The organism is Actinoplanes sp. NPDC026619 (assembly GCF_040638295.1).
Lineage (GTDB): Bacteria > Actinomycetota > Actinomycetes > Mycobacteriales > Micromonosporaceae > Actinoplanes.
The window spans coordinates 155,002-181,548 of the sequence record NZ_JBEZYA010000002.1 but is presented as its reverse complement, the minus strand read 5'-3'; the positions used below and the strand labels follow the sequence as shown (position 1 = coordinate 181,548).

Annotated in this window: 16 protein-coding genes; 5 read left to right on the top strand and 11 right to left on the bottom strand. The window is 71.9% G+C overall.

The genetic code is table 11. The features are described 5' to 3' along the window. Window positions 1-15 precede the first annotated feature (15 nt). The 5 genes from atzF to AB0E90_RS06010 form a co-directional block, all read right to left on the bottom strand. Window positions 16-1,683 carry an allophanate hydrolase gene (atzF, locus tag AB0E90_RS06030; protein ID WP_360399967.1) on the bottom strand — a complete coding sequence of 556 codons (1,668 nt, stop codon included), beginning with the start codon at window positions 1,681-1,683 and terminating at the stop codon, window positions 16-18. Next, entirely contained in the window at window positions 1,680-5,228 is a 3,549-nt protein-coding gene (gene uca, locus AB0E90_RS06025; protein WP_360399964.1) for an urea carboxylase, read from the bottom strand. The genes atzF and uca overlap by 4 nt, the downstream gene beginning before the upstream one ends. Window positions 5,229-5,350: 122 nt before the next feature. Then, window positions 5,351-5,977: an urea amidolyase associated protein UAAP2 gene (locus AB0E90_RS06020; RefSeq protein WP_360399961.1), complete on the bottom strand. Its 627-nt coding sequence runs from the start codon at window positions 5,975-5,977 to the stop codon at window positions 5,351-5,353. Further along, entirely contained in the window at window positions 5,974-6,810 is an 837-nt protein-coding gene (locus AB0E90_RS06015; RefSeq protein WP_360399958.1) for an urea amidolyase associated protein UAAP1, read from the bottom strand. Before AB0E90_RS06015 ends, AB0E90_RS06020 begins: the two co-directional genes overlap by 4 nt. After that, on the bottom strand, window positions 6,807-8,357 hold the full coding sequence (locus AB0E90_RS06010; protein WP_360399955.1) for an amino acid permease: 1,551 nt from the start codon (window positions 8,355-8,357) through the stop codon (window positions 6,807-6,809). The genes AB0E90_RS06015 and AB0E90_RS06010 overlap by 4 nt, the downstream gene beginning before the upstream one ends. Before the next feature lie 432 nt (window positions 8,358-8,789). Here AB0E90_RS06010 and AB0E90_RS06005 point away from each other — a divergent pair, with 432 nt between their 5' ends. Then, window positions 8,790-9,398 carry a hypothetical protein gene (locus AB0E90_RS06005; RefSeq protein WP_360399952.1) on the top strand — a complete coding sequence of 203 codons (609 nt, stop codon included), beginning with the start codon at window positions 8,790-8,792 and terminating at the stop codon, window positions 9,396-9,398. Window positions 9,399-9,761: 363 nt separating this feature from the next. Further along, window positions 9,762-11,135, top strand: a complete 1,374-nt coding sequence (locus AB0E90_RS06000; RefSeq protein ID WP_360399949.1) for an aromatic acid exporter family protein — start codon at window positions 9,762-9,764, stop codon at window positions 11,133-11,135. Between the two features lie 38 nt (window positions 11,136-11,173). Here the strand turns inward: AB0E90_RS06000 and AB0E90_RS05995 are convergent, their stop codons facing one another. The 5 genes from AB0E90_RS05995 to AB0E90_RS05975 form a co-directional block, all read right to left on the bottom strand. Further along, on the bottom strand, window positions 11,174-12,466 hold the full coding sequence (locus AB0E90_RS05995; RefSeq protein WP_360399946.1) for a PQQ-binding-like beta-propeller repeat protein: 1,293 nt from the start codon (window positions 12,464-12,466) through the stop codon (window positions 11,174-11,176). A 2-nt stretch (window positions 12,467-12,468) separates the two neighbouring features. Then, window positions 12,469-12,744 (bottom strand): hypothetical protein, encoded by a 276-nt coding sequence (locus AB0E90_RS05990; RefSeq protein WP_360399943.1) that lies wholly within the window; start codon window positions 12,742-12,744, stop codon window positions 12,469-12,471. Then, window positions 12,731-15,526, bottom strand: a complete 2,796-nt coding sequence (locus AB0E90_RS05985) for a hypothetical protein (protein ID WP_360399940.1) — start codon at window positions 15,524-15,526, stop codon at window positions 12,731-12,733. The genes AB0E90_RS05990 and AB0E90_RS05985 overlap by 14 nt, the downstream gene beginning before the upstream one ends. Before the next feature lie 208 nt (window positions 15,527-15,734). After that, window positions 15,735-16,574 carry an NAD(P)-dependent oxidoreductase gene (locus AB0E90_RS05980; RefSeq protein ID WP_360399937.1) on the bottom strand — a complete coding sequence of 280 codons (840 nt, stop codon included), beginning with the start codon at window positions 16,572-16,574 and terminating at the stop codon, window positions 15,735-15,737. Between the two features lie 17 nt (window positions 16,575-16,591). Further along, window positions 16,592-18,436, bottom strand: coding sequence for a hypothetical protein (locus tag AB0E90_RS05975; protein ID WP_360399934.1), 1,845 nt, complete (start codon window positions 18,434-18,436; stop codon window positions 16,592-16,594). Between the two features lie 263 nt (window positions 18,437-18,699). On the opposite strand from AB0E90_RS05975, the gene AB0E90_RS05970 reads away from it, so the two are divergent. The 3 genes from AB0E90_RS05970 to AB0E90_RS05960 all read left to right on the top strand — a co-directional run bounded on the left by AB0E90_RS05970 (window position 18,700) and on the right by AB0E90_RS05960 (window position 23,004). Continuing rightward, window positions 18,700-19,323, top strand: coding sequence for a hypothetical protein (locus AB0E90_RS05970; RefSeq protein WP_360399931.1), 624 nt, complete (start codon window positions 18,700-18,702; stop codon window positions 19,321-19,323). Window positions 19,324-19,362: 39 nt separating this feature from the next. Further along, window positions 19,363-19,794, top strand: coding sequence for a hypothetical protein (locus AB0E90_RS05965; RefSeq protein ID WP_360399928.1), 432 nt, complete (start codon window positions 19,363-19,365; stop codon window positions 19,792-19,794). A 249-nt stretch (window positions 19,795-20,043) separates the two neighbouring features. Then, on the top strand, window positions 20,044-23,004 hold the full coding sequence (locus AB0E90_RS05960) for a hypothetical protein (protein WP_360399925.1): 2,961 nt from the start codon (window positions 20,044-20,046) through the stop codon (window positions 23,002-23,004). Between the two features lie 522 nt (window positions 23,005-23,526). On the opposite strand, the gene AB0E90_RS05955 is transcribed toward AB0E90_RS05960, so the two are convergent. Beyond that, entirely contained in the window at window positions 23,527-26,535 is a 3,009-nt protein-coding gene (locus AB0E90_RS05955) for a choice-of-anchor P family protein (RefSeq protein ID WP_360399922.1), read from the bottom strand. Window positions 26,536-26,547 lie beyond the last annotated feature (12 nt).

The window sequence follows — 26,547 nt, the reverse complement described above, 5'->3', positions numbered from 1 at the left end:
GGTACGCCACCGCGGTCACCCGTGCACGGCGGGTTCGGCGAGGTAGGCGCGCCAGCCGCCGAGGTGGCTGATGTCGGGCGCGTTCTCCAGCGCCGCCGGTTCGACCAGGAAGCCGCTGACCGACGTGGCGTCGATCAGGGTCACCCGGCCGATGGCCATCGGTGAGGGCAGGGCGCCGACGAAGGCCCCGAAACCGTCCGCCGGGAGCCGCCACAGCTCGCCCTTGATGCTGCACCCGCCGTCGCCGACCCGGACCAGTCCCGGCTTGGGCGGATCGGTGTCGAGCACGTGCAGGGCGTAGTTCGGCGCGGTTTCGGTGGCCGCGACGAGCGTGCCGCCGGCCGCGGTCAGCTGGACGTTCAGCGGCTGGCCGGTGAGGTGGGCGCCGACCACGAACAGCTCGATGCCCGGGTTGGCGAACCGGCGGGCCAGGTCGGCCAGCGCGCGGTCGGTGAACGCGGCCCCGGTCAGCATGACCCCGAACGGCAGGCCACCCACGAACCCGGCCGGTACGGCGAGGGAGGCGTAGTCGAGCAGGTTCGCGAAGTTGGTGAAGCGGCCCATCCGCGCGTTGGCCCCGATCGGGTCGGCGGCCACCTCGGCCAGGGTCGGGTGCCAGGTGGTGGTCGGGGTGAGCAGCGCGTCGCAGCCGGCCAGCGCGGCCCGCCCGGCGGCGCTCAGCGCGGCGAGCCGGCCGGTGTCGGTGGCCCAGTCGGCGGCGGTCTTCTCCTTGCCGGCGAGGATGATGCCGGCGACGGCCGGGTCCAGGTCGGTGCCGATCAGGTCGGCGTGCTTCTCCAGGTGGGCGCCGACGGCGCTGTACCGCTCGGCCACGAACGCCCCGCCGTACAGCAGGGACGCCGCCTCGAGCAGGGGTGCGACGTCGACCTCGACGATCTCGGCGCCGGTGTCGGCGAACCGGCGGACGGCCGCTTCGAACGCCTCCCGCCAGCCGGGCGCGAGACCTTCCAGGTGCGCGGCGGTGGGGACGGCAAGGCGGGGCCGGGCCGGTGCGGCTACCGAAAGGGGAGCGGACCGGGAGAGCGGATCGGCCGGGTCAACACCTTCCATCAATTCGGCGACGGTACGGCCGAGGGTCAGGTCCCGGGCGAAGACGGTCACGCAGTCGAGCGAGTAGCAGGCCGGCACCACCCCGGTGACCGGGACCAGGCCCTTGGTCGGCTTCACCCCGACGATCCCGTTCAGCGCGGCCGGCACCCGGCCGGAGCCGGCCGTGTCGGTGCCGAGCGCGAAGTCGACGAGGCCGAGCGCGACCGCCACCGCCGAACCGGACGACGAGCCGCCGGAGATGCGCGCCGGGTCCCAGGCGTTGCGGACGGCGCCGTAGGGGCTGCGCGTGCCGACCAGGCCGGTGGCGAACTGGTCGAGGTTCGTCTTGCCGATCACGATCGCGCCCGCCGCCCGCAACCGGGCCACCGCGGTGGCGTCGGCATCCGGGCGGTAGGCGTAGGAGGGGGCGCCTGCGGTGGTCGGCAGGTCGTACACATCAATGTTGTCCTTGACCGCGAAGACCAGGCCGGCCAGCGGCAAGGCCGGATCCACCGGGGACGCCTCGGCAATCGCCGAAGCCCGGTCGCGCAGCGAGATCCAGATCTCCGGCCGGTCGGCCGCCTCGATCCGATCGAAGGCGGCCTCGACCCGGGCCACCGCGCCCGCGGTCACGGCCGGACCGCCGCGAGGATCTGGCCGGGCGCGACCTGCTCGCCGGCCTTCACGTACAGCTCCACCAGGGTGCCGCGTACCGGTGTGGTCACCTTCGCCTCCATCTTCATCGCTTCCAGGGACAGCACGGGATCATCGGCGGCCAGCACGTCACCGGGCGCGGCGTTCAGCTGCCAGACCGTGGCGGTGAACGGCGCGGTCACCGCCGTGGCCCCGGCCGGCAACGCCACCTCTTCGGCCGAGGCCGCCGGTTCCGGGTCCCGCCGGTCGAACTCGCCGGCCACCCGCCAGCGTTCCTTCTCCGCCTCGAACGCCGCCGACTGCTGGGTCCGGAACGACGCGATCGACTCCGCGTTCGCGGCGAGGAACGCGTCATATTCCGCCAGCGAGAACGATCCCTCGGCGGTGTCCGAGGCGAGTCGCCCGGCGTCGCTCTCGGCGCGCAGTTCGAGCAGCTCGTCGGCGGTGACCGGGTACCATTCGATGCGGTCGAAGAACCGCAGCGCCCAGGGCTGGTCGCGGTAGCGGAAACGGTTCCAGATCTGCACCGTACGGCCGACGAACTGGTAGCCGCCGGGCCCCTCCATGCCGTAGATGCACAGGTACGCCCCGCCGATCCCGACCGAGTTCTCCGCCGTCCACGTGCGGGCCGGGTTGTACTTCGTGGTGACCAGGCGGTGCCGCGGGTCCAGCGGGGTGGCGACCGGCGCGCCCAGGTAGACGTCGCCGAGCCCGAGCACCAGATAGCTGGCGTCGAACACGGTGCGGTAGACGTCGTCGGGGGTGTCCAGGCCGTTGATCCGGCGGATGAACTCGATGTTCCACGGGCACCAGGGCGCGTCGTCGCGAACGCCGGCCATGTACCGCTCGATGGCCAGCCGGGTGGCCGGATCGTCCCAGCTCAGCGGCAGCCGGACGGTGCGCGAGGGGACGACCAGCTCGTGCGTGGGCGGCACCTCGGCCTCCAGTTCGCGCAGCAGGGCGGCGGCGTCGCGGGCCTTCAGCACGCTCGCGTCGGTGTGCACCTGCAGCGACCGGATCCCGGGTGTGACGTCGAGGATCCCCGCGGGCGTGTGCCGGGCGAGGGTCTCCTGCAACGCGTGAATCCGCATGCGCAGCGCCAGATCGAGCTCCATCGGCCCGTACTCGACGAGCAGGTTGTCGTCGCCGTCGCGCCGGTAGGTCACGGCCGGGCGGTCCGCGTCCGCCTCGATCCGGCCGAGTAGGCCGTCGTCACCGTCGCCGCCTCCGGTGATGACGGCCGGGGCGCTGCGCCGGTCGGCGAGGGCGGCCGCATCGACCTCCCGGACCGGCACGAACCGGACGGTGTCGCCCGGCCGGAGCTGGCCGAGCTTCCACAGCTCTCCGCTGGCCACCACGGCCGGGCAGACGAAGCCGCCCAGGGACGGCCCGTCGGGTCCGAGAATGATCGGGGTGTCGCCGGTGAAGTCCAGGGCACCGACCGCGTACGGGGTGTCATGGATGTTGGACGGGTGCAGGCCGGCCTCACCGCCGTCGGGCCGCGCCCAGGTGGGCTTCGGGCCGATCAGCCGGATGCCGGTCCGCGCGGAGTTGTGGTGCACCTGGTAGTCGGTGGCGTAGAGCGTGTCGATGTCCGCGCGGGTGAAGAACTCCGGCGCGGCGTGCGGTCCTTCGGTGACCCCGATCTGCCAGCTGTCGGTCAGGTGGGGGCGGCGCTCCGGGGGAGTGTCTTCTGGTGCAGATCCGGTGGCCGGAAAGGGGCGCAGCACGTCACCGGCGAGCAGCGCCCGGCCGCCGTGGCCACCGAACCCACCCAGCGTGAACGTGGCCGCGCTGCCCAGATAGGACGGCACGTCCAGGCCGCCGCGCACGGCCAGGTAGGTGCGCAACCCGGGGCCGGTCGAGGCGCCGAGGGTGAGTACTCCACCGGCGGGCACGTCGATCGCGGTCCAGAGCTCCACCGGCTCGTCGTCGAGGGCGAGCGGCACCGGAGCGCCCGTCACCGCGACCGTCGACGGCGTGGAGAACCGGACCGACAGGCCGCCCGCGGTGACCTCGAGGGCCGGTTTCCCGGCCGGGTTGCCGACCGCGAGGTTCGCCTCGGCGAACGAGACGGCGTCGTACGGCCCGCTCGGCGGCACCCCGACGTGCCAGTAGCCGAGCCGTCCCGGGAGTTCCTGGACGGTGGTCATCGGCCCCGGCGCGAGCACGTCGATCCGCGGCCGGGGGTCGGTGGTGGACTGCAGAGTCGTGGTCGAGTGGACGGCGGCGCGCAGGTCGGTGTGATCGGTGAGCGAGCGCAGCAGCCCCAGGTTGGTGACGATGCCGTCGATCCGGGTCGCGTCCAGCGCCGCGCCGAGCCGATCGAGGGCCTCGTCGCGGGTGTCACCGGTGGCGATGATCTTGGCGAGCATCGGGTCGTAGTAGGGCGACACCTCCAGGCCGGTCTCGACGTAGCCGTCCACCCGGACGTCCGGCGGGAACTCCGCCCGGGTGACCAGGCCGGCGGACGGCAGCGAATCCTTCGCCGGGTCCTCGGCGTAGACCCGTGCCTCCACCGCGAACCCCGACGACTGCCAGTCCCGCTCGAACACGGCGGGATCCACCGTCCCGGCACCGGCCAGCTGCAGCTGCAGCGCGACCAGGTCGACCCCGAAGACCTCCTCGGTGACCGGGTGCTCGACCTGCAGCCGGGTGTTGACCTCCAGGAAGGCGGCCTCCTGCCGGACCGGGTCGTAGACGAACTCGACCGTGCCGGCGCCCCGGTAGTCCACCGTGGCCAGCAGGGCCCGGGCGCTCGCGTGCAGCCGCTCTCTGATCGGTGCGGGCAGACCCGGGGCGGGCGCCTCCTCGATCACCTTCTGGTTGCGCCGCTGCAGCGAACAGTCCCGGTCGCCGAGCACCGCGATCCGCCCCGCGCCGTCGCCGAAGACCTGCACCTCGACGTGGCGGGCGGGCCGGACCAGCCGCTCCAGGAAGACGCCGGCGGAGTCGAAGTTGGCCCGGGCCAGCGCCTGGACCCGCTCGAAGGCGGTGCGCACCTCGCCGGCCGTGGCACAGGCCTGCATGCCGATACCGCCTCCGCCGCCGGTCGCCTTCAGCATCACCGGCAGGCCGATCGCCTCGGCCGCGGCCACCGCCTCGTCGGCCGAACCGAGCAGTCCCGTGCCGGCCAGCAGCGGAACCCCCGCCTGCTCGGCGAGGGCCCGGGCGGTGTGCTTGGCGCCGAACGCGACGATCTGCTCGGGCGTCGGGCCGGCGAACGTCAGCCCGGCCGCCTCGACCTCGCGGGCGAAATCGGCGCTCTCGGAGAGGAATCCGTAGCCGGGGTGGACGATCCCGGCGCCACTGTCCAGCGCGGCGGCCAGGATCAGGTCGCGGCGAAGGTAGGAGTCGCGGGCCGGGGCGGGGCCGAGCCGGACTGCGGCGTCCGCCTCGCGCACGTGCGGCGCGGCCCGGTCGGCATCGGAGAAGACCGCGACCGTCCGGAGGCCCAGACGAGAGGCGGTCCGGATGATCCGCCGGGCGATCTCGCCCCGGTTCGCGATCAGCACGGTGCTCACGGCCGAGCCTCCTTTCGTTCGCGACTGCGGGGCTCGCAAAACCGGCTCACTCCTCGCGCTCACGGCCGAGCCTCCTTTCGTTCGCGACTGCGGGGCTCGCAAAACCGGCTCACTCCTCGCGCTCACGGCCGCACCACGATCATCCGCAGCGGCGTGGGATTGAAGTCGTTGCACGGGTTGTTCATCTGCGGGCAGTTGGAGACCACCACCAGCACGTCCATCTCGGCCCGCACCGCCACCCGCTTGCCCGGCCCCGACATCCCGTCCACGATGCCGAGCGCACCGTCGGGTTCGACCGGGACATTCATGAACCAATTCAAGTTCGAGACCAGATCCCGTACGCCTAATCCGTGCTTGGCTCCCTCGGAGAGGAAGTTCTCCCGGCAGCCGTGATGGAACATCACGTGGTGGCCGTAGCGCAGGGTGTTCGATTCCTTGCCGCATGCCCCGCCGATGGTGTCCTGCCGGTCGATCTCGTTGGCGACGACCGTCATCAGCGGACGCCCCTCGTTACTGCGCAAAATCGTTCCGGTACGGACGTACGCGTTGCCCTGCCACGCGAGGGTGTCGGGCACGCTGTACCGCTCGTCCGGATCGTGCGCGTTGTAGATCAGGCAGTCCGCCGACTGGTTGCCGCCGACGTCGACGATCGTGAGCACCTCCCCCTTTGCGACCACGCCCGACCAGGACGCGTTCGGCGCCACCCGTTCGTCACGGGTCACGTCACCGGCGACAAGAGACTCCGTCATAACCCGCGTGCCTCCACATAGTCGATGGTGTTCAGGTAGGCGCGATGCAGCTCCGGAGTGACGCCGGACTGCGGATCGGTGGGCTCTCCGCGCCAGGCGTGCACCCGCAGCGGCCCGACCGCGTAGTCGGGCCGGGGATCGCGCGGATGGGCGACATTGGCCAGCAGCACCAGCAGCGGCAGCTCGGCCACCAGCGTCACGTGCGTGCCCGGACCGGCCGAGCCGAGCCAGTCCAGCGCCCCGTCGGCCGCGACCCGGACGCCCTGGAAGAAGCTGACGCTGGGCGGCAGGTCGCGCCGGGTGAGGCCGTGCTTGGCGGCCGCCTTGACGAACAGGCTGCGCCCGGCCGGTGAGGGCCCCTCCGGCCGGGCATCGCCGTACTTCTGCGCGTTCCACGCCTCGGTGGTGGTGCCGCAGAACGCGTCGTGCTGCCCCGAGGAATCCTCGACCACGCTGGCCAGGACCCGCCCGTCGCCGGAGAGCAGCGGCGTCCCGGATTGCAGGTACGCCTGCCACGGGATCTTCAGGGTGTCGGCCACGTTCAGCCGCTCCACCGGCTCGAGCGCGTTGTAGACGATCAGGTGCGCGCACGCTTGTCCGGTCGGGTCGTCCAGGCGCAGCCGCGTGCCCCGGGCGAGCACCTTGTGCGTGTACCCGCCCGGCGCCACCGTCTCGGCCCAGGTGAGCCCGGCCGGATCGACCCCGTCGGGAACGAAGGGGCTGCTCGACGCGGGCAGGTAGGGCATCCACTCGCTGTTCAACCCTGTTTGCGCGCGGGCGTCGTCCCGCGCGCTCAGGACGCTGTCGGTGACATGCTCGGCGCGGACGCTCACGCCTGCACCTCGGCCGGGACGTGACTGTGCGGCACGTGGACCAGCTCGATGTTGCGGTGCAGCCGCTTGTAGCCGAAGTAGCCGGCACCGACCGCGACGACCACCGCGACCAGCAGCAGCGCGCTGTACTGCAGCGCCCAGTTCCCGTCCGGCGAGAGGTCGTAGATCTCGGTACGCGGCCACATCAGGTTGACCACCATGATCACCTGGTAGATCACCGCCACGACGTTGACGGCGAGCCCGAACCGGCCCATCGAGAACAGCGGCTTGCCGTCCTCGTCCACCCCGGCCGGGAACCGGTCGGTGTTGCGGTGCCGGATCCGCACCACCAGCAGCGGGAGCGTGACCCCGAGATAGCCGATGTAGAGCATCGCGATGCAGATGCTGGAGAGCGCGGTGAAGATCGTCGTGGAGTTGATGTTCACCAGCAGCGCGATCGCCGCGCCGGCCCCCACCACGATCGAGGTGAGGATCGGCGTCCCGGTGCGCGGCGAGACCTTGCCGAGCGCCTTGGCGAACGGGAAGGCGCCCTCGCGCGACATCGAGTACATCATCCGCGCCCCGGAGGTCTGGCAGGCCAGCGTGCAGGCGAAGACCGCGATGGCGACGCAGCACAGCAGCAGCCGGCCGGGCACGTTGCCGAGCCGCTCGGTGAGCACCCAGGACAGGCCGGCGGTGGAGAGGTTGCCGTCGGTGAGGCTGGGCGCGGACATCAGCGCAGCCAGGATCAGCAGGCCGCCACCCACACCCGAGGTGGTCAGCGCCCGGATGATCGTCTTCGGCGTGGTCTTCCGTGGCGCGTGCGTCTCTTCTGCCAATTCACCGGCCGAATCAAAGCCGACCATGACGTACGCGGCCATCAGCCCCGACGCCAGCCAGGCGAAGAAGTAGTGGCCCTCGCCGGTCCAGCCGGTGTGGTGCAGCACCACCCCGGGACCGCGCTCGGACAGCGCGAACAGCACGCCGATGAGCACCACCACGCCGACGATCTCGATCGCGACGCCGGCGCTGGTGGCCGCCGCCATCTGCCGAATGCCCAGCACGTTCACCAGCGTCGTGATCGCCAGCAGGATGACGCCGAGGATGATCGCGTTCTGCGCCCCGGTCGCGGAGAGAATCGACGAGTCGGCGCCCGACCCGCCGACCAGCTGGAAGCCCGACCAGATCGCCGGCAGCACGGCCTGCATGGCAATCGCCGCCACGGCGACGGTCAGGATCTGCCCGATCACCATGATCCAGCCGGTGAAGAAGCCCCAACTCACGCCGGCCAGCCGGCTGGACCACTGGAAGATCGCCCCGGACACCGGCCAGCGCCCGGCCAGCTCGGAGAAGCACAGCGCGACACACAGCTGCCCGGCGAACACCACCGGCCAGGACCAGAAGAACGAGGCCCCGCCGAGCAGGAATCCCAGCCCGAACAGCTGGAACACGGTGGTCAGGATGGAGACGAAGGAGAAGCCCGCAGCGAAGGACGCGAACGTCCCCACGCCTCGGTGCAGTTCTTGTTTATAGCCGATGTGACCAGGGTCGACGTCCGTTGCGCTCACGACTCCACCTCCGGCGGGTCTTATCTGTCGTCCGACAGGTAATGGACCTGAGGTTGAAGTCCAGGTGTTCCGGACGCGGTTCCACAGCGTTTCGGCCGGGTTCCGCGGCGTTAATTCGCGATGACCGACGGCCGACGGCGGGCTGCACCCCGCGAAGCCGCCCCGGAAACGGGTGCTGGCCGCTCCCGCCGCTGTGGTGGCGTTACTCGGCTTCGCCGCCTACCGACATTGCTGGCGAATGACGTGCGGGAGGGAGCATCGCCCCGCCCTGCCGGGCTCTGACGCCTGGCGCTCCGCTTCGGCTTTTGTGGAGTTTCCACGGACCAGTCCGACACATCGGGCGGAGTGCGCCCCGGTCAGTCCGCCGTTTTACCGGTGAGACCGCCCGAATCGCCGATCCGCGGACACGTTCCGCGGCACAAGATCATCGGAATGAGACCCGCGCACGAGCCCGCCGATCAGTCGATCCCGGTGGCGAGTCACCGCGAGCCGGTGGCCAAGCTGATTGTGGGCACCGTCGCCGCGGCCGTCGCCGGGATCCTCGGTCTCGGCGCGATCGTCTACTACTTCACCGGGCCGGACACCCCGGAGCAGACGGCCGCCGCGACCGCCGATGCCACCGAGGACGACTCTCAGGTGTTCACGCAGGAAGCGGCCGGACCCGGGGCGACGGCGGGCGCGGCCGCCACTGAGCAGGTGGCCGTTCCCGGCGCCACGACGACGCCCGCCCAGCAGGGCGTCACCGCCGGAGCCTTCTGCTCGCCGATCGGCGCGACCGGCAAGACGTCGACCGGGCTGAGCCTGCGGTGCATCCGCGCGCTCGGCGACAGCCGGGCCCGGTGGCGGACCTTCGCGACGGCCACCACGACCGCCCCGACCACCAAGCCGACCACGAAACCGACGACGACTCCGGCCACCAAGCCGACGACGACCCCGGCCACCAAGCCGACGACGACCAAGCCGACGACCGCGCCGACCACGCAGACGCCGACCACCGCTCCGACGACCGACCCCACGACGGCGCCCGCAGCTGGAGCGTGACCGAGGTCAGCGGACCGCGCCCGCTCGGTGATCGGGGACCGCTAGGTCAGTCTTGATCGGAGTTGCGGCGCTCGTTGCGCGCGGCCTGGCTGCGCGGTTGGGCGTGCACGCTGGCGAGTGCCACCGGCACGGCGTCCGGACCGTCGATCCACGCCTGCACCGACGCGACCAGACCGTCCCGGACCCGTTCGGAGGCGGCTGATCGGGCGGCGTGCGGGCCGACTGAGCCTCGGTGGCACCACCATTTCTCCCAAAGTGCACACTGGCGACGGCTGTCACAATTACTGTATTTGCGACATTTGGTGTTGGGCAGTCGAGGATACTTTTCGCGTCCGGATCAGCCGCCGTGAAGAGGAAGCAGCGTTGCCCCAGTCGCTCGTCGAGTCCGCGAACCCGATCACGATCGTCGCCGCGAGCCTCACGCTCTGCGCGGTGGTCGCGGCGTTACTGCGTCGCAAGGTCAAGCCGGTCGTCGAGTCCGCGGGCCGCGTCGTGCTCGACCAGGTGGGACCGCGACTACCGGCCGGTCTGCGCCGGGTGGCACGCCGGTGGTACGAGCGGAGCGACCCCTCCACCGTTCGCTCCGTTCTGGTGGCGGCGATCGCCGCCGGCGTCGCCTGGTTCGCGGCCGAAACCCTGCATCTGGTCGGCGCGGTGACCGCATCGATCTCGGCCATCCTGTCGGTGCACCTCAGCTCGCATGCCTCGGTGCGGGAGGGCACGCGGCGCATGGTCGGCACGCTCGCCGGAGTCGGCTTCGCGGTGAGCGTGTGGGGCGTGTTCGGCCCGAGCCCGCTGTCGATCGCCATGATCGCCGGGTGCGGGCTCGTCGTCGGCCGGCTGTTGCGCCTGGGCGACGGTGCGGTCACCGTGCCGGCGACCTCGCTGGGCGTGCTGGTCGCCGGCAGCGCCGTCACCGAGACCTTCGTCTGGGAACGGGCCGGGGCGACGGGGCTGGGCATCGTGGTCGGCATCATTCTTTCACCACTGGTCGGCGGGATCACGCCGCTGGAACGGGCTCATGACAAGCTGGCGTACCTGTCCACCGAGATCGCACGCCTGCTCGGCGACCTCGGGGCCGGCGCGGCCCGCGGGTACGGCCGGGACCAGGCCACACAGTGGTTGGCGCGGTCCCGGGCGCTCGGCGAGACCCTCGGCGAGGCGGTCGACGCCGTGGAGGATCTTGACCGGCAGGCCCGCTGGTCACTCACCACCCCCGTCGCGGAGGTGGCCCCGGTGCACCACACGTTCCGCGTCCTCGAACATGGGGTGCACCAGGTCAACTCGGTGGCACGGTCGATGTTCGATGCCGCCGCGACACCGAACCACCCCGGCGTACCGGACGAGATCGGCCCGCTGCTCGCGGCCGCCTCGGAGGCGTTCGCCGCCCACGCCTCCCTGGAGACGGACCCGGACGCCGACCCCACACAGGACGCCGACAGTCTCGAAGGCCTGCTCGACGACCTGCGCGAGGTGCGACGGCAGACGCTGCACAAGGTGCGCACCCAGATCGACGACACCGGGGTGCTGGTCCTCACCGGCTCGATCATCACCGACATCGACCGGATGGCGGGATCGCTGGAGCGGTCAGCGCCGGCACTCACCGTCGGTGCCCGGGAAACGGGCCCGGGCATCCCGGCGGTCTCGGAGGTCGTACCGGCCGTCCGCAGCTTCTGGGAGAAGGCGGTGGTCCCGAAAACCGACCCGGACACCACCAACCGGCGACCAGACCACTGAGCCCCGTACCCGCCCGGCCACCGGCGACGTTCCGGGGATCAGCCAACCGCGGTGACGGTCAGGGTGTCCCCGCGCGGGCAGAGCAGATAGCCGGACGCGCCCTGGCAGCCCTGCTCGGCGAGCCGGTCAACCGTGCCGAGGATGGTCAGCCGGCCGTCGGCCAGGTCGAGGCGGCTCACCGCGGTGCGGTCATCGGGCCTTCCCGTGGCGCGCAGCAGAGTCAGCGAGCTGGCCGGGCCGGCCACGAACGCCTCCTGGCCGCCGAGCGGACCGCCGATCGTGCGGCCGGTGGCGGCGTCGACCAGCACCGTCGTGGCCGAGGCCAGGTTGGCGGCGGCGGAGAGCAGCAGGCGGCCGGCGCCGACGTCCCACACGAAGTTCATGTCGTCGCGCCGCCACGCCTGGCGGCCGGTGGCGGGATCGCGGCCGGCCACTCCGCGCACGCCGGCCGTGCAGATCAGCGGGCCGCAGCCGGTGACGTAGCCGATCAGCTCGTCGGAGCGCCACAGCAGGCGCAGGTCAGCGGCGCGGTAGATGGAGGCAACGGTCTGGGCGGACGCCGTGCGGATCACCACCAACTGGGCGCCGGCCGGGAAGAACGTCGCGGAGTACACCCCGTTCCAGGGGATGCGGCCGCGGTGGCGTACGGCACCGTCGTGGTAGCCGTAATCGGTGACGTCGCCGGTGCCGGTCACCGTGACGACCGCGGTGTGCCGGCCACCCTCCGTGAGGGTTGTCCACTCCTCGGCCGGAGTGATCGACTGCAGCCACACCTGGCGGCCGTCGCGCAGCCCGACCAGGCGCAGGCCAGTGATCGCACCGGACTGGCCGGCCACGGCGAGCAGCACCTCGTCACCCGCCGCCGACGGCGAGGACGCACCGGCGGACTCCCAGAGTCGCGTGCCGGTTGCCGCGTCGAGCGCGATCGTGCGGGGTCCCGGCGAAGCGGAGGTCACGCCGATCGACAACGGGCCGGTAGTCACCAGCACGACATCGCCGACGGGCCGGATACCGTACGCGTCGCCGGTCGGTGTGCTCCATCGCTGGCGGCCGGTGCGCAGGTCATATGCGACAACCTCGGCCGGCCCGGAGGGACTGCTCCGATTCAGGTAAACCGTCCGGCTGTCCATGGCCACGGTGTCGCTCGGCCGGAACGCCGTGGTCCAGAGCGGCCGCACCCGGGACGGCGCCGGCGGCGTCGAGGCGGTCATCGCTGCCAGACCCACCGCGGTCAGGACGGCCAGCGCCAGCCGGCGCAGCCGCGGCAGGTTGAACGGCACGGAGGCCGGCTCGGCGGCAGCCCGCGCGTCACCAAGGTCAATCAGAGTCATCGTCAGCCGACCACCGTCACCGCGCACGCGTCCCGTATCTGGTAGGCAAGATAGCTCGCCGACGCGGTTGGCGAGTTGTGTCGGAACCACCTGTGCTGGGGCTCGTAGCCTAGGACTCGCCGGGCCTTGTCGATCGACGGCAGCGTCTCGTGCTCGCCCAGGGGGCGGGTGATCGGCACGTTCGGGTAGACCTCGGCGGCCAGGGACGCCGATGAGCGGCTCATCACCGTGTCGGCGTTGGCGATGATGAAGATCTCCACGCCGTTAGCGACGGTCACGTCTCTCAGGCACGGGCGGATTTTCCGGAGCTGACTCGCCGGCCCCGCGGCTGAGGTTGATGAGGGCGAACGCGACCCGGAGTTTCTCGCGGAAGGTCGAGTCCGCTGTCATCAGCACGTAAAGCACGGCCCAGCCCAGCGTCAGCAGCCGGGCCCAGTTGAGGATGGTCTCGTTGAAACGTAGCCACGGCTGCGCGGAGACGACGACAGCGAGTGGCAGGCCGGCGAAGAACATGGTCTTGGCCACATGCAGGCTCAGCTCGATGCGTGAGCGGCGACGGATCTGTGGTGCGGGGGGTTCGACCGCGCGCAGGCGGCTCAGTGAACCGGTGGCCAGCGCAGCGACATCCTGCCGCAGCAGCTGCTCTATTCTGCGCCCGGCGCCGGGCGGCATCGCAACCAGCAGATACTTCAGTTCGCGAATCGCTGTCGCCGCCGATTGGCCGCGCCGCCGCAGCAGCTCACTGAAGCTCGGATCGACCGCAAAGATTGCGGGAAGGGAGGACTCGATCGTGACGGCGACTTGCTCGAGAGTTTGTAGCTGCTGACGACGCCAGGTCAGGTCGTTGCGCTTCGTCGGACGGCTGAACTCGGCGAGCACGTCCAGGAGGCTGACGATGGCGAAGCCCCGCGGTTCATCTCGCCGCAGCTGGCGCAGCGCCAGCGCCTCGGCGATTCGGGCGCCCACAGCGACGAGTAGCCTCAGCGCAGCCACTGCGGCGACTGCGACAACGGCGACGCCGAGGAGTAAAAGTCCCAGGCCATCGGCGCGGGTCGTCAGATAACCAGCCACGCCGACGATACCTACGGCCGGGAACGCCCGAGTGAGAATGCGATCACCTGACTCGCCCCGGGTTAGCCGGTATGTCGGCCTCAGAAGGCCAAGGATGATCAAGCCGCCCACCACCGCATTGATCACGAACCATAAATCTTGTTTCCCGAATATTCGCGCCAGTACTACGCCACCGACTAGCGAGCCGGCGAAACCCACGAACAATTGGCCAACAAACTTAACCCGATTCCATTTCGATCGCCGCGAAGATTCCCGGAAAATGAAGTGGTCCGCATACACCCGGAGGCTGACCGCCTCCGCGGGTCCTACGACCGACGTCAACGCAGCGTTCAGACGCGCCGCACGCTCCTGCCATGACGCCATATTCGACTCGTCGGTGCGGCGGATCCGTGCACGCCAGCGATCGATCGGACCGCCGGTGCGCCACCACTGCTTGCGTCGCAAGTTCTGCGCCCAGACACTGAGTCCCTCACGTGGGCCCAATCGATCCAGCGACAACGTGTAGAAGCCGAGATTGTCGTACAAATTGCCGGAACTCAGCCGGGCGAGCCCCGGCTGGCCGAACTCTGCCGCGTATCGCTTCGCAATGTCCAACGCCTCGGCGTAGCGATCTAAGGCCATCAGGATCAACGATTCCGTATAAAGAATCCCGGCGTCTGCCGGCTCAAGGGCACGTGCTTCCCGAATGGGCAGCAGTGCGAGATCATCTTGGTCGTCACGGTAGTACGCCCAAGCGAGCTGGTCGAGGAGACGGAGACTCGGGCGATCGCGGTCGTTCAGCGCGGACAAATCCTTGATGGTGTCCAGTGCTGGCAAGGAAGTGCTCTGGGTCAAAACCTCGTCAACCTTGACCGCGAGGGTGAGCGCCTCCGCCAGCGCCGAGGGCTCCAATGCTTCAATCGTGGGCTGCCTTCGGCCAATTCGGTCCGCAAAGTTGCCTCTGTCGTGCCGCTCGCCCCGAGCTCGAACAAACCAGAGCGGACCGCCGGTACGCCACCAGCGTTCGTACCACTGCCGCCGCTCCCAGGTGACACCACCGCGCACAGAGACGGCCAAGTAGGTGAGCCCGGCGTCGAGCAAGATCTGCGCCCGCAGGTCCCGGTAAACCTCCTCGGCGGCGTCGTTGTCGATCGCCGCCCAGGCGTCTTTGAGGCGGTCCAGCCAGAAAAGCGACCGGGCTCGGCGTAAGGCGAGGCGGCCTGTCTGCGAGCTGGCGGCCGCGCATAGCTGGAGCGCCAGTCGAGAGTCGTCGACCCGCACCGCGAGATCTATGGCCGCCTCGAGGACCGCCGGGTGCCGGCAGTCGGACGAAATAGGCTCAGCCAAGACTCGAGCAGCGCCGAGCAGATCGCCTTCCTCGACAAGCTTGGTCACGTCGTCGACCAAGGTCCAGGCAGTTCGGTCTGTATCAAGGTCTGCTCTGACGGACCCCAACAGGGAATCAACGGACACCTGCATCTCGTCATCGGCGCCGAGCCGGTCGTCGAGCTCTGCTGCCTCGCGGCGGCGCATCGCAGTCCGGAGGAACCAGAATGGTCCGCCGGTCGACCACCAAAAGCGCCACCGGCGTACGTGGCCGTTGATCGAGCTGACGTGAGCGCGACGGGACGCTTGCACGGCAAGTGCCGGATAACCTAGGTCCAGGTAGAGGTAATACAGCTGGCCGGCGGCGGCACGTGGCGCCGCCGCCAGCGACTTGCGGATCTGCTTGACCGCGCGTAGATCTTCGCCGGCCTGTTGTAGCGCGGCCCTGAGCGCCGCGAGTCCCAACTCCTCTGGATGAGCGTTGACCGCCGCGTTTAGTAAACTGATCCCTCGCGCGTCGTGCCCTAAGCGAATCTGAGCCTGCCCAAGCCGACGAAGCAGCTCACCGTCGGGTCTGTCCTCACTGGACAACTTCTCGCGGACGAGGGCCTCGACCAGCAGCTCCGATATCCGAACCGGATCTTCGAGTTCGGCGACGTCTCTCAGCAGTCGAGCGTGGTCCATGTGTACAGCATGCCGACGACCGTGCCGTCACGTCACCATCCACGACCGTGTAGGAGGAGTCGGCGGTGGCGAAGTGCGGATCGACAGAACGGAGCCCTGGCGTCCGCTCGGTGCGCCCCTGCAGTCATCACTGCGAGGAGACTGGACGATCTTGACTACAAAATGCGTGAATCCGCGCTGCGAGTCCCGGCGTGGTGCGATGGAGGGGTCAGTGCTGTTGGCGCCAGCTGTGCTCGGGCTCGTAGCCCAGGATTCGCCGGGCCTTATCGATCGACAGCAACGTCTCGTGCTCGCCCAAGGAGCGGGTGACCGGCACGTCCGGGTAGACCTCGGCGGCCAGGGACGCCGATGAGCGGCTCATTACCGTGTCGGCGTTGGCGATGATGAAGATCTCCACGCCGGTGCCGTTGTGGTCCAGGGCCTTTCGCACCGCCTGCGCGCCGTCCCGCGCGTCGATGTAGCCCCACAGGTTCCACTTGCGCAGCTGGGGGTCGGCGTCGAAGGACGGGAACTCGGCGTAGTCCGCGGGCTCCATCACGTTGGAGAAGCGTAGGCCGATCATCTTCAGGGCCGGGTTCCAGCGGCAGAACTGCGCCGCCATCGTCTCCTCCAGGTGCTTGGCCAGGGCGTAGTGCCACTCCGGGCGGGCCGGATACTCCTCGTCCAGCGGGATGTACGGCGGTGGGGTCTCGAACGGGATGCCCAGCAGCGTCTCGCTCGACGCCCACACCACATTCGTGATGCCGGCGGCGGCCGCAGCGGCGAAGACGTTGTAGGTCGCGGTGATGTTGTTGTGGAACGTGGCGGCGTTGGTGGTTACGCCGGGAGCGGGCACGGCGGCCAGGTGCACCACGGCGTCGATCTTGGAGTATTTGTCGTCGACTGCAGTCAGTGCCGACAGGGTCTGGCCGTAGTCGGTGAGGTCGACCCTGATGTCCGGGCGCTGGGCTGCCGTGTCCAGGTTGAAGACCTGGTCGCCGCTTTTGCGCAGGCCGGCGACCACCGCCCGGCCGAGCTTCCCGGTGCCACCAGTGACCGCGATCCGCATGTGATGCCTCCGTATGTCTAGATCTTGAAGGTATCCCGGTGACGGCGCAGGCGGTGCCGTCCGGGCCGTGCCGGGGTGGCGACCACCAGGATGGTGCCCATGCCCACGAGCAGGGCCGCCAGCACGGCCAGGCCGGTGATCTGGGTCCCGGTCACGGCGAGCTTTTGATCCCCCGACGGAGCGGTGACGTCGGTGGTGGCGTCGGCGGTCAGGTTGAGGGTGATCTCGGTGGCGTTGCCGTCGGCGCTGCTCGTGGTCACGGCGATCGTCATCGGGTGGGTGCCGGCCCGGGCCTGGGCGGTTGCGGTCAGCGTCAACCATAGTTCGCTCTTCATCAGGGCGGCCGCGTCCGGGGCGTCGCACGTCACAACGTTGCCGGTCGTCGTGCACGACGCCGCGACGGCCTTGGCGGCGATCGCGCTGGCCGTGAATGTCGCGTTGGGAAGGGCGGCCGCGTGGGGGAGAGCGGCCGCGCTGAGGACGGCGGCCGAATTGAGCAGAGTGGCCGCCGAACTCACCGTGACGCCGGCCGGTGGGGTCAGGGTGAAGCGGACGTCATCGGCGGTGTGCGTGCCCTCGTTGGCGTAGGGGATGCGTACGAGCAAGGGCTTCCGGTCGATCAATGCCGCCGGTGTCGTGTTGCCGATGACCAGGTTGACCAGGTGCCGGCCGACGACCAGGGGCGGGATCGGCACGTCGGCGTCGTCGTCGCAGTCGCCGTCGGGGGTCTCGTCGCCCAGCCCGGCGTCGACGCAGCCGCCGGTGAGCTTCTTGCCGATGTCGGAGCCGGGCGGGACCACCACCGGCAGGTCGAGGTCGGCCGGCAGGTCGAGCGTGCAGACCACCACCCCGGACGTCGTGCCGGCCCGGCAGCCGTCGGGCAGGGTGCCGGGGGTGGTGTCGGCCGGCAGCACGATGGTCGCGTCGACGGTGCCGGCGCCGGCGAGCCTGATCGGCAGGACGGTGGTCTGGCCGGCTGCGGGATCGGCCGTGGTGGGGGTGCCGACGGTGACGGTGCGGGTGACGGCGGCGACCTTCGAGGTGGACACCGGCACGCCGGCCGCGGTCAGGCGGTCGTCGCCGTTCGCCAGGACGATGCCGGTGGCCGGCCACGTCGTGTCGGCGGCCACGTCCGAGGTGACCATGACGGCCAGCCGCAGCTCGCGTGGGGTGGCGGCGGCCAGGGCGAGGCCGGTGCAGGTGACGGTGGCGCCGACCGGGCACGTGGTGGCGCCGAGCTCGGCGGCGGTGACGGTGATCCCGTCGGGGAGCGCCTCGAGGGGGACGGTCAGGGTCAGGTTCGGGTGGGCGACGGTCGCCGACATGCGGATCACCGCGGTGCCGGTCGTGCCGGCCGCGATGACCGCGCCGGGGACGGTGATCGTGCCGGTGCGGGCGATCGACTGGCCGACGCTGACCCCACCGGCGCAGGTGGTGTCGCCGTCGGCGACGACGCAGGCGCCGGTCAGCCGGTCGGCGGTGTCGGGGGAGACGATCAGCGGCACCGTCCAGGACCGGGAGGCGTCCGCGTCCAGGTCGAAGGTGCAGGTGAAGGCGGCGGTGCAGTCCGGGTCGGTGAAATCGCCGAAACGGGCGCCCGCCGGCGCGGTGAAACGAGCAATTTTGCGTACGGCGTTGGACGGGCCGGCGTTGGTGGCGGTCACGGTAACGGCCGTGGCATCGCCGGCGGTGACCGTGCCGGTGGCGTTGGCGACCTGGTAGCTGACGGCGGCGACACGGTCGGTGGTGGTGATCAGATCGGCCGTCGCGGTGGCGGTCTCGTCCGCGGAACTGACCGTGACGCCCGCCCGCCACGTCTGACCCGGAGCGACGCCGGCTCCGGTGCGGGCGGTGATCGGCACGGTGGCGGGCAGGTCGACGCCGGTGCACCGGCGTCGACGGCGGTGACGGCGCAGGTGGCGGCCGTGACGGTGAAACCGGACGGCAGGTCGGCGAGCGGGACGACGACGGTCGTGCCGTGCGCGGATCCGGTGATCCGCAGTGAAGCGGTGGCAGCGCCGCCGGGTGCGGTGCCGGCCGGCGTGACAATGACGGCGATCGGCGTACCCAGCAAGAGAGGTCTGGAATGTCGGTGCAGGCCGAGCCGACCAGAACGCAGCCGCCGGTGAGCGGATCCGCCGGGTCGGCGGTGGGTGAGACGGCGAAGGCCGGCGAGACCCGGGCCTGGTCACCGGCATCGATGTCGATCGCGCAGTCGAGGCGCGTGCCGCCGCCCTGCGAAGTGCAGCCGGCCGCCGGCGCGAACGTCATCCCGGCCGGCGCGACGACCGAGTACGCCCAGGCCGAAGCCCGCGAGGGCCCGGCGTTGGAGATGGTGACGACGAGCGTGCCGGTGCCGCCCGGCCGGATCGTGGCCGCCGCCGGCACCGTGACGCCGACCGTGGTGGCGCTCTGGGCCGCGCCGATCTCGGCCACGGCCACACTCGCCTGTGCGGACCGCCCGGCATCGGCAACTGTCACGGTGGGTGTCCAGGTCGCGGGGGAGGCGCCGGCCGAGACGGCCACGTCGAGCTGGACCACCACACCGACGCAGGTGATCGAGGAGTTGGCTGTCGTGCAGGCGCCGGGTGGAGTCACTGTCATGCCCGCGGGCAGCGCGGAGATCGGGATCGTAACGGTCGGTGCGGCGGCGGTGGTGTCGATCTGCAGGGTGACGGTGCCGGACGAGCCCGGTGTGATGGTGGCGGTGTCGGCGGTGACCGCCCGCAGCAGCGCCGGCGTGACGTGAACGGTAGGCAGACTCTCCTCGCACACGCCGTCGGCTTCCATGTCGAGGCAGCCGCCGGTGATGGCGCTGCCGGGGGCGGCGGCGGCCGGGATTCGTACCGGAACGGCCAGCGTGACGGGTGCGCCGCCGGCGGGCAGGTCGAGCACGCAGTCGAGCTGGCCGCCGCCCGCGCCACCGCAGAGCGGGCCGAAGGAGGCGCCGGGCGGGGCCAGGAGCCGCACGGCGAAGTGGGCGGCGTCGGAGATCCCGGCATTGTGGACGGTCAGCGCAAGGGTGGCGGTGCCGCCGGGCGCGACCGTGCCGGCCGGGTCCGGCAGGTCCCATTGCACGTCGGGCCGCGGGGCGAGGGTGCGGGCCAGCGTCGCGGACACCTGGCTGGTGTCGCCGCCGGAGGCCAGCGTGACGGTGGGCGCCCAGGTGAGCCCCGCGGGCAGGTCCGCGCCGGCCTGCACCTGCAGGGCGATCAGGTGACCGGCGCCGGCCGTGATGTCGACCCCGGTGCAGACGATCGGCCCGGTCAGGTCGCAGGTCGACCCGCCCGGCCCGGAAGCGCCGACGACCTGGATCCCGGTCGGAAGAGCATCGAGCGGGACACTGACGGCCAGACCGGTCAGCGGACGGTCGGCAAGCACATCGACGTACGCCGTGGCCGCGTCCCCGGGCACGACCAAGGCCGGATCCAGGCTCAGCACCGCCTGCTGGGCGAGGACCGTGGCCAGGGTGAACGCGATCGTCTCGGCGCACGAGCCGGTGTTACCGGGATCGACGCATCCGCCGGAGATCCGCGCCCCCGGCGTGGCTGTCGCGCCGACGGTCAGCCGGACGGTGAACGACACGCTCCCGGCGGCGGCCACGTCGGCGACGCAGGTGACCTTGACGGCCGAGTCGCGGGCGCAGGTGGTGCCGGTGATCGCGGTGCCGGGTGGCGCGGTGATCGCCATCGGCGCGGCGCGGAACAGCGAGATGCCGGTGTTGCGCAACGTGACCGGAATGTCGACGAAGGACCCGGGCAACAAGGTGTCGTCAGCGGGCTGGCCCACGCTGACCAGGAGGGCGGTGCTCGGAGCGCCGACCGTGGCAAGCAGCGGGGTGAGCCGCACAGTGTCACCGAGACGGTCGACGGTGATCGCCGGCGTCCAGGTGTCCCCCTCGGTCGCGTCGGCCGCGGCAGCCACGGTCAAGGCAAGGGCGCCGGCAGAAAAACCGCAAGTGATGGCCGAGACGCCGAGCGTGCAGGGCGCGCCGCCGAGGTCGGCCGCGGTGACCGTCACCCCGGTCGGCAGACCGCTTGTGTCGAGGGTGACGGTCGTCCGATCGCGAGCATCGGTGGTGTGCAGCGTCAGCGTGGCCTGGCCGGTGCCGCCCGGCGTCACCACCGCACCGTGGACAACCGACGTGATCACGCCGGCGAGCGCGTCGCCGAGGACGAAGTCGCTGATCGGCGTTTCGCAGGCAGCGTCGCCGTCAAGGTCGAAGCATCCGCCGGTGACGGTCGCCGAGGCGGGCGCGGCCGGGATGACGACCGGCAGCTTCCAGGTGGCGATCGGTCCGGTGCCGCCGACCCCGACCGTGCAGGCGAGGGTGGTGGCCGAGGTCCGGTCGCAATCGGCGTCGGTGGCGGCGTCGAGCGTGCCGAACGTGGTGCCGGCGGGCGCGCGCACCGCCACCGGCACGTCGAGGCCGGGCACCGCGCCGCCGGAGTTGGCAACGGTCGCGACCAGGTCGACGGTGTCGCCGCGGAGCGCGACACCGGCCGCGGGGACGGGCACGACCACCCCGATGGCGTACGCGGGTGCGCCCACCCGGGCAAGGACGCCGCTGACCGCGATGCTCGCCCCGCCCATCCCGCTCACCGTGATGAGAGGCGCCCAGACGGCGCCGGCGGTGGCGTTCGGGGCGATCGTGACCGGCACCGCGCGCACCGCCGCCCCGTCCACGTCATCGCAGGTGATGGCGGTGGCGTCGGCGGTGCAGCCGGGTCCGGGGAGCGCCGAGATGCCGGCCGGCAGCCCGCCGAGCGGAATCACCACCCGCATGTCGTCGACGGACGGCACCGGGGTGATCACGATGGTGGCGTCGCCGGTGGCGGTCACCGGCGCGGTCTGCACGCTGACGCGACGATCAAAAGGCATTTCCAGGGGTACGGCGAGGGCGACGTCCCCGGCCCCACAGGCCCCGTTGTCGTCGAGATCGATGCAGCCGCCGGTCAGCGGGGCGGTGGGGTCGGCCGTCGCGTCGACGTCGATCGGCAGGCTCGGCCCGGCCGCCGCGGTCGCCCCGGCCGGCACCGTGACCGGACAGGAGGTCCGGCCGGTGGCGCCGGTGGAACAGCCGCCCGGCCGGGTGCCGAAGGTGGCGCCGACCGGCAGGATCACCCCGACCGGGGCAGCGATGGCATCGGACGGCCCAGGGTTGGACAGCGTGAACGTCACGGTCCCGGTGCCGCCGGGCAGGATCGGCGCGGGCGCGGCGACGACCGCGCCGAGGGCGGTGACGGCCGCGTCGACGGTCGCGAGTGTCCGGTTGACGAGCAGGTCGCCGGTGCTGTCGGCGGCCCGGATGGCGGTCGCCGCCCAGGCGGCACCGGGTGTGGCACCGGCCGGCACGGAGATCGGTAGCGTGATGCGACCGAGAGAGGTGCTGGCCCAGGCGCACTCCACCGCGATGGCGGTGGTCTGGCACGTGCCGCCGGCGGAGGCGGTCACCGCGCCGAGCGTGAACCCGGCCGGCGGCAGCGGAACGGCGAGCGTGACTCCGGTCAGAGCCGAACCGGCGACGGTGACGACCACGTCCTCGGTGGTGCCGGGGGTGATCGACGCCGGGGTGGCGGTGATCGTGGCGCGCCGGTCGAGCGGCACTTCGAGCTTGATGTCGGGGATCGGCGTACACCCGGGTGTTCCGGCGGCGGTGACGCAGCCGCCGGTGAGGGTGATCAGCGGGTCGGCGCTCGCCGGGATCTGCACCGGCAGGCTCAGCGTGGTGGAGGCGCCGAGGGCGAGGGTGACCGGGCAGCTGACGACGATGGCCGGCGTCGCCGAGCAGGCGCTGGGGAGGAAGGTCGTCCCGGCCGGGGCGGTCGCGGTCACGGTGCGGGCGGTCGCGTCGGACGGGCCGTCGTTGCGGACCACCACGCCGACGGCGGCGGTGCCGCCGGCCGGGGTGACGCCGTCGGCGGGACCGGTCGCGGAGACCACGGTGAGGGTGCTGTGCGGCGTGTCCACGACGGCCAGGGCGCCGGTGTCGGCGGCGGTGTCGGCACCGTCCGCGACGTCGACGGCGACGACCCAGGTGGCCGCCGGAGCGGACGGCAGCGCGGTGAGCCCCAGCGTGATGCCGGTGGTGGGCAGGTCGACGTGGGTGCAGACGATCGGGACGGCGGTGGTGCAGGCGCCGCCCGGGACGGTGGCGCTGGTGATCGACAGGCCGGCCGGCAACGCGGTCGGGACCGTGACGGTCAGGTCGTGTTCGGCGGTCGTCGACGCGAGGTCGATCCCGGCCGTGCCGGTGGTGCCGGGCACGACGGTGGCCGGGTCGAGGGCGACGGTGAGGCGGCGCCGCAGCGGCGTGCCGACGTGGATCGTCGGAATCGCGGTGGCGCAGACCGCGGCGATCTGGACGCATCCGCCGGTCAGGCTGGAGCCGGGCGCGGCCGTCGGGTCGACGACCACCGGCATCGGGTAGGTCACCGGTGCGGCCGCGACGGTCAGGTCGAGCGTGCAGGTGACGTGGGTGGCGTCGGTGTTGGTGCAGCCGGCAGGCGCCGGGCCGAAGGAGGCGCCGATCGGGGCGACCGCGCTGACCACCGCGTCGTCCGCATCGGACGGCCCGGTGTTGTCGACGGTGATCGTCACGGTGCCCGGCCCGCCCGGCAGGATCTCGGAAGCGGGCGAGACCGCGGTGGCGGTCAGTGTCGAGTGCGGTGTGCCAAGGCGGGCCAGGTCCCGGTCGACGGCGAGCGACTCGCCTCCGGAGGCCGCGCGGATCCCGGTCACCGCCCAGGTCGCGGTGCCGGTGGCGGCGGGCGGGGCGGCGACGGTCAGGGCGGCGTCGGCGGTGCCGCCACCGGCGAGCGTGAACCCGGAGCAGACGGCGTTGCCGCCGGTGATGCCGCAGGTGGCGCCGGCCGGCCCGGTGACGCCGGTGACGGTCAGCGCGCCGGGCAGGGCGCCGAGCGGGACCGTGATGCTCAGCCCGGTCAGGGCGTTACGCAGGGCGGCGACCCGTACGTGGGCGACGGCGGTGCCGCCCGGCGTGACGTCGGGGGCGGTGACCGAGATGGCAGCCCGGGCCGCGAACGGGCACCTTGAGAGCGACCGCCGGAACGACGACGTCGCCGGCTCCGCAGCCGGGCGTGCCGTCCAGGTCGACGCAGGTGGCGGGGATCGGCACGTCCGGGTCGGCGTTCGCGAGCACCTGAAGCGGAACGGTGAAGCGGCCGGTCGAGGCGCCCGCGGCCAGCGACGTCGTGCAGGTGAGCAGGGCCGCGGTGGCCGTGCACGGGGCCGCGACCGGGCCGAAGCTGGTGCCGATCGGCGCGGCCACCGTGAAGGTCGCGCCGGGCGCGTCGGACGGGCCGGTGTTGCGCAGGTCGAGGCCCAGATCGATGACACCGCCGGGCTCGATCGTGCGGTCCGCCGGCACGTCGGCCGTCGCGCCGAGGCCGGTCGACACCGGGCCGGCAGACGCGAGCGTCCCGGTGGCGGCCACGCTCTCGCCACTCGCGGTGACGGCCAGGTCCGGGACGGTCCAGACGCGCGGCGGGGTGACGTTCGAGGCGACGGCGATCTGCAGCGAGACGTCCTTCGGCGTGGCCGCGGCCAGGGCGAAGCCGGAGCAGGTCACCGCGGCGGCGGTGTTGGTGCAGGTGCCGCCGGGAACCGAGGCGGCGCTGACGGTGAATCCGGCGGGCAGCGCGGTCTTCGGGATCGTGGCCTGCACGCCGCTGCGGGCGGCGAGCGAGGTCAGCGTGAGCTTCGCGGTGCCGGACTGGCCGGGCGTGATCGTCGCCGGGCTGGCGACCGTGCTGAGCAGGGTGCCGAGCGGGGTGCGCAGGGCGATCGCGGGCAGCGGCGTCTCGCACGTGGTGTCGAAGTTCAGGTCGGCGCAGCCGCCGGCGAGCGGGACGGCCGGATCGGCCAACGGCGAGATCAACAGCGGAAACGACAGGGGTGCGGCGGGTCCACCGGCCGTCAGATCCACGGTGCAGCGCGCGGTGGTCGCGGAGAGGGTCGAGCACGGGTTGCCGGTGAGTGACCCCCAGGTCGAGTGGGCCGGCGCGACGACGTCGAACTTCGCCTGCACGGCGTTCGACGGACCCAGATTGTCGACATCGATCGCCATGGTCGTGGACTGGCCGGGCAGCACCGTGCCGGCCGACGGCCCGGTCGCGGAGAGACGCAGCGCGTACGACGGCGCGGCGGTGACCAGCGTGCCGGTCGCCGATCCGGTCGAGGCGCCCGAGGTCGCGGTGGCCTGGCCGGTCCAGTTCGCGGTGACCCCGGCGGCGAGGGTGACCGGCACGGACACCGTCACCGACCCGTTCGCCGGCACCGACACCCCGGTGCACAGCAACGCCGTGCAGGTGCCGCCGCCGGAGGTGGTCACCGCGCCGACGGTGTAACCGGCCGGCGCGGCCGGGATCGTGATCGTGGTCGGGTTCGCCGCGGTGACGCCGGTGTTGGCGACGCGGATCGCCGGCGTCACCGGGGCGCCGCCGGGCGTGGCGGTGGCCGGGTCGAGGGTGACGGTCTTCAGATAGACGTCCGGGTCGCCGATCGTGACGAGCCGGCCGCTGCCGGACACGACGGTGCCGTTGAGGTTCGCGGTGACGCCGGTCAGATCCCAGGTGGCGCCCACGGTCGCGGTGATCGGGGCGGTCGTCTTCACGGCCACCGGGGCCGAGCCGCCGGCCGGCACGGTCACGCCGGTGCAGACGATGTCGGTGGCGCCGACCGTGCACGGCGTGCCCCCGGCCGACGCCTCGACGGTGAGGTCGGCCGGTTTGGCGCCGAGCGGGATGGTCACCGTGGCGGACGCGTCCGACGGCCCCTGGTTGCTGACGGTCACGTTGGTTGTCGCGCTTTTCCCGGCGTACACCATCGTGGGGTTGATCGTGATCGTGCCGCCCGTGCTGGTCCGCGGCTGCGCGTTGACCAGGGTGCCGGAGCCGGAGATGGTCGTGCTCGCGGCGGTGCCGGAGATCGGCGTGCTGGTCACGCCGATCTCGCCGGCCGCAGCGACCCAGTTCGGGGTGGCGCCGGCGGTGGCCGGGAGCTTCACCGGCAGCGAGACCTGGACGCTTCCGCCGCCCGGCACGGTCACGCCGGAGCAGATCACGAAGACGGGGTCCGTCGTGCTGCAGGTGCCGCCGCCAGTCACGCTCGGCGCCGGATCGAGGGTGTACGCCGAGGGCGGGCGCGGAATTTTGATGGTGGTGCCGGGCGCCGCGATGTCGCCGGTGTTCGTCACCGTGACGACGGGCGTGCCGGACTGGCCGGGGGCGACTGAAGCCGGCGTCGTGGTGGCGGCGCCCAGCTTGAGGATGCCGGAGCAGGTCGCCTCGGCCGCCACCACCGAGCCGCTGGCCACCACCGCCAGGCCGCTGAGCAGGTCGATGTCGAGGGCCCGGACGGTCAGGTCGAGGCGCCCGGTGACCGGATCCCAGGTGGCGACGCGTTTGTTGACGGCCGCCGTGAGCAGGCCGGGGATGCCGACCGCGAGGTTGAGGGCCGGGTTGAGGATGCTCTGGCCGCCGATTTTGAGGTTGGCCACGTCGACGTTGCTGGTGATCCCGGTCGACGTCATCTGGCAGGTGGCGGTGAGCGCGTCGACGGCGACCGCGCTGTTGAGCAGCTTGAGGCCGGCGACCTTGGCCTCGGCATTGCCGCCGCCGGCCGTCGGGGCGGCGGTGGCGGTGATCGCCCCGACGTAGACCAGGTTCGGGATCAGCGGGGGGAGCAGGTCGACCACGGCCGTGCCCAGGGTGGCCGTGCTGCCGCCGGTCGTCCAGCTCTGCCGGGGGGTCGGCAGCGTCAGGTCGATCGGGAGCGCACCGCCGAGCAGGCCGATGTACACGCGTGCGCCGAGCGCGGTGGTCGTCATGGTGCCGGCCGCGGCGGGCGCCGCCACCGGCCACAGGACTAGCGTCACGGCCATCACCGCGGCGACCGCAAAAGTCACGAAACGGGCGGGCGTGAGCCGATGCGCGCTCACGCGACGATTCTT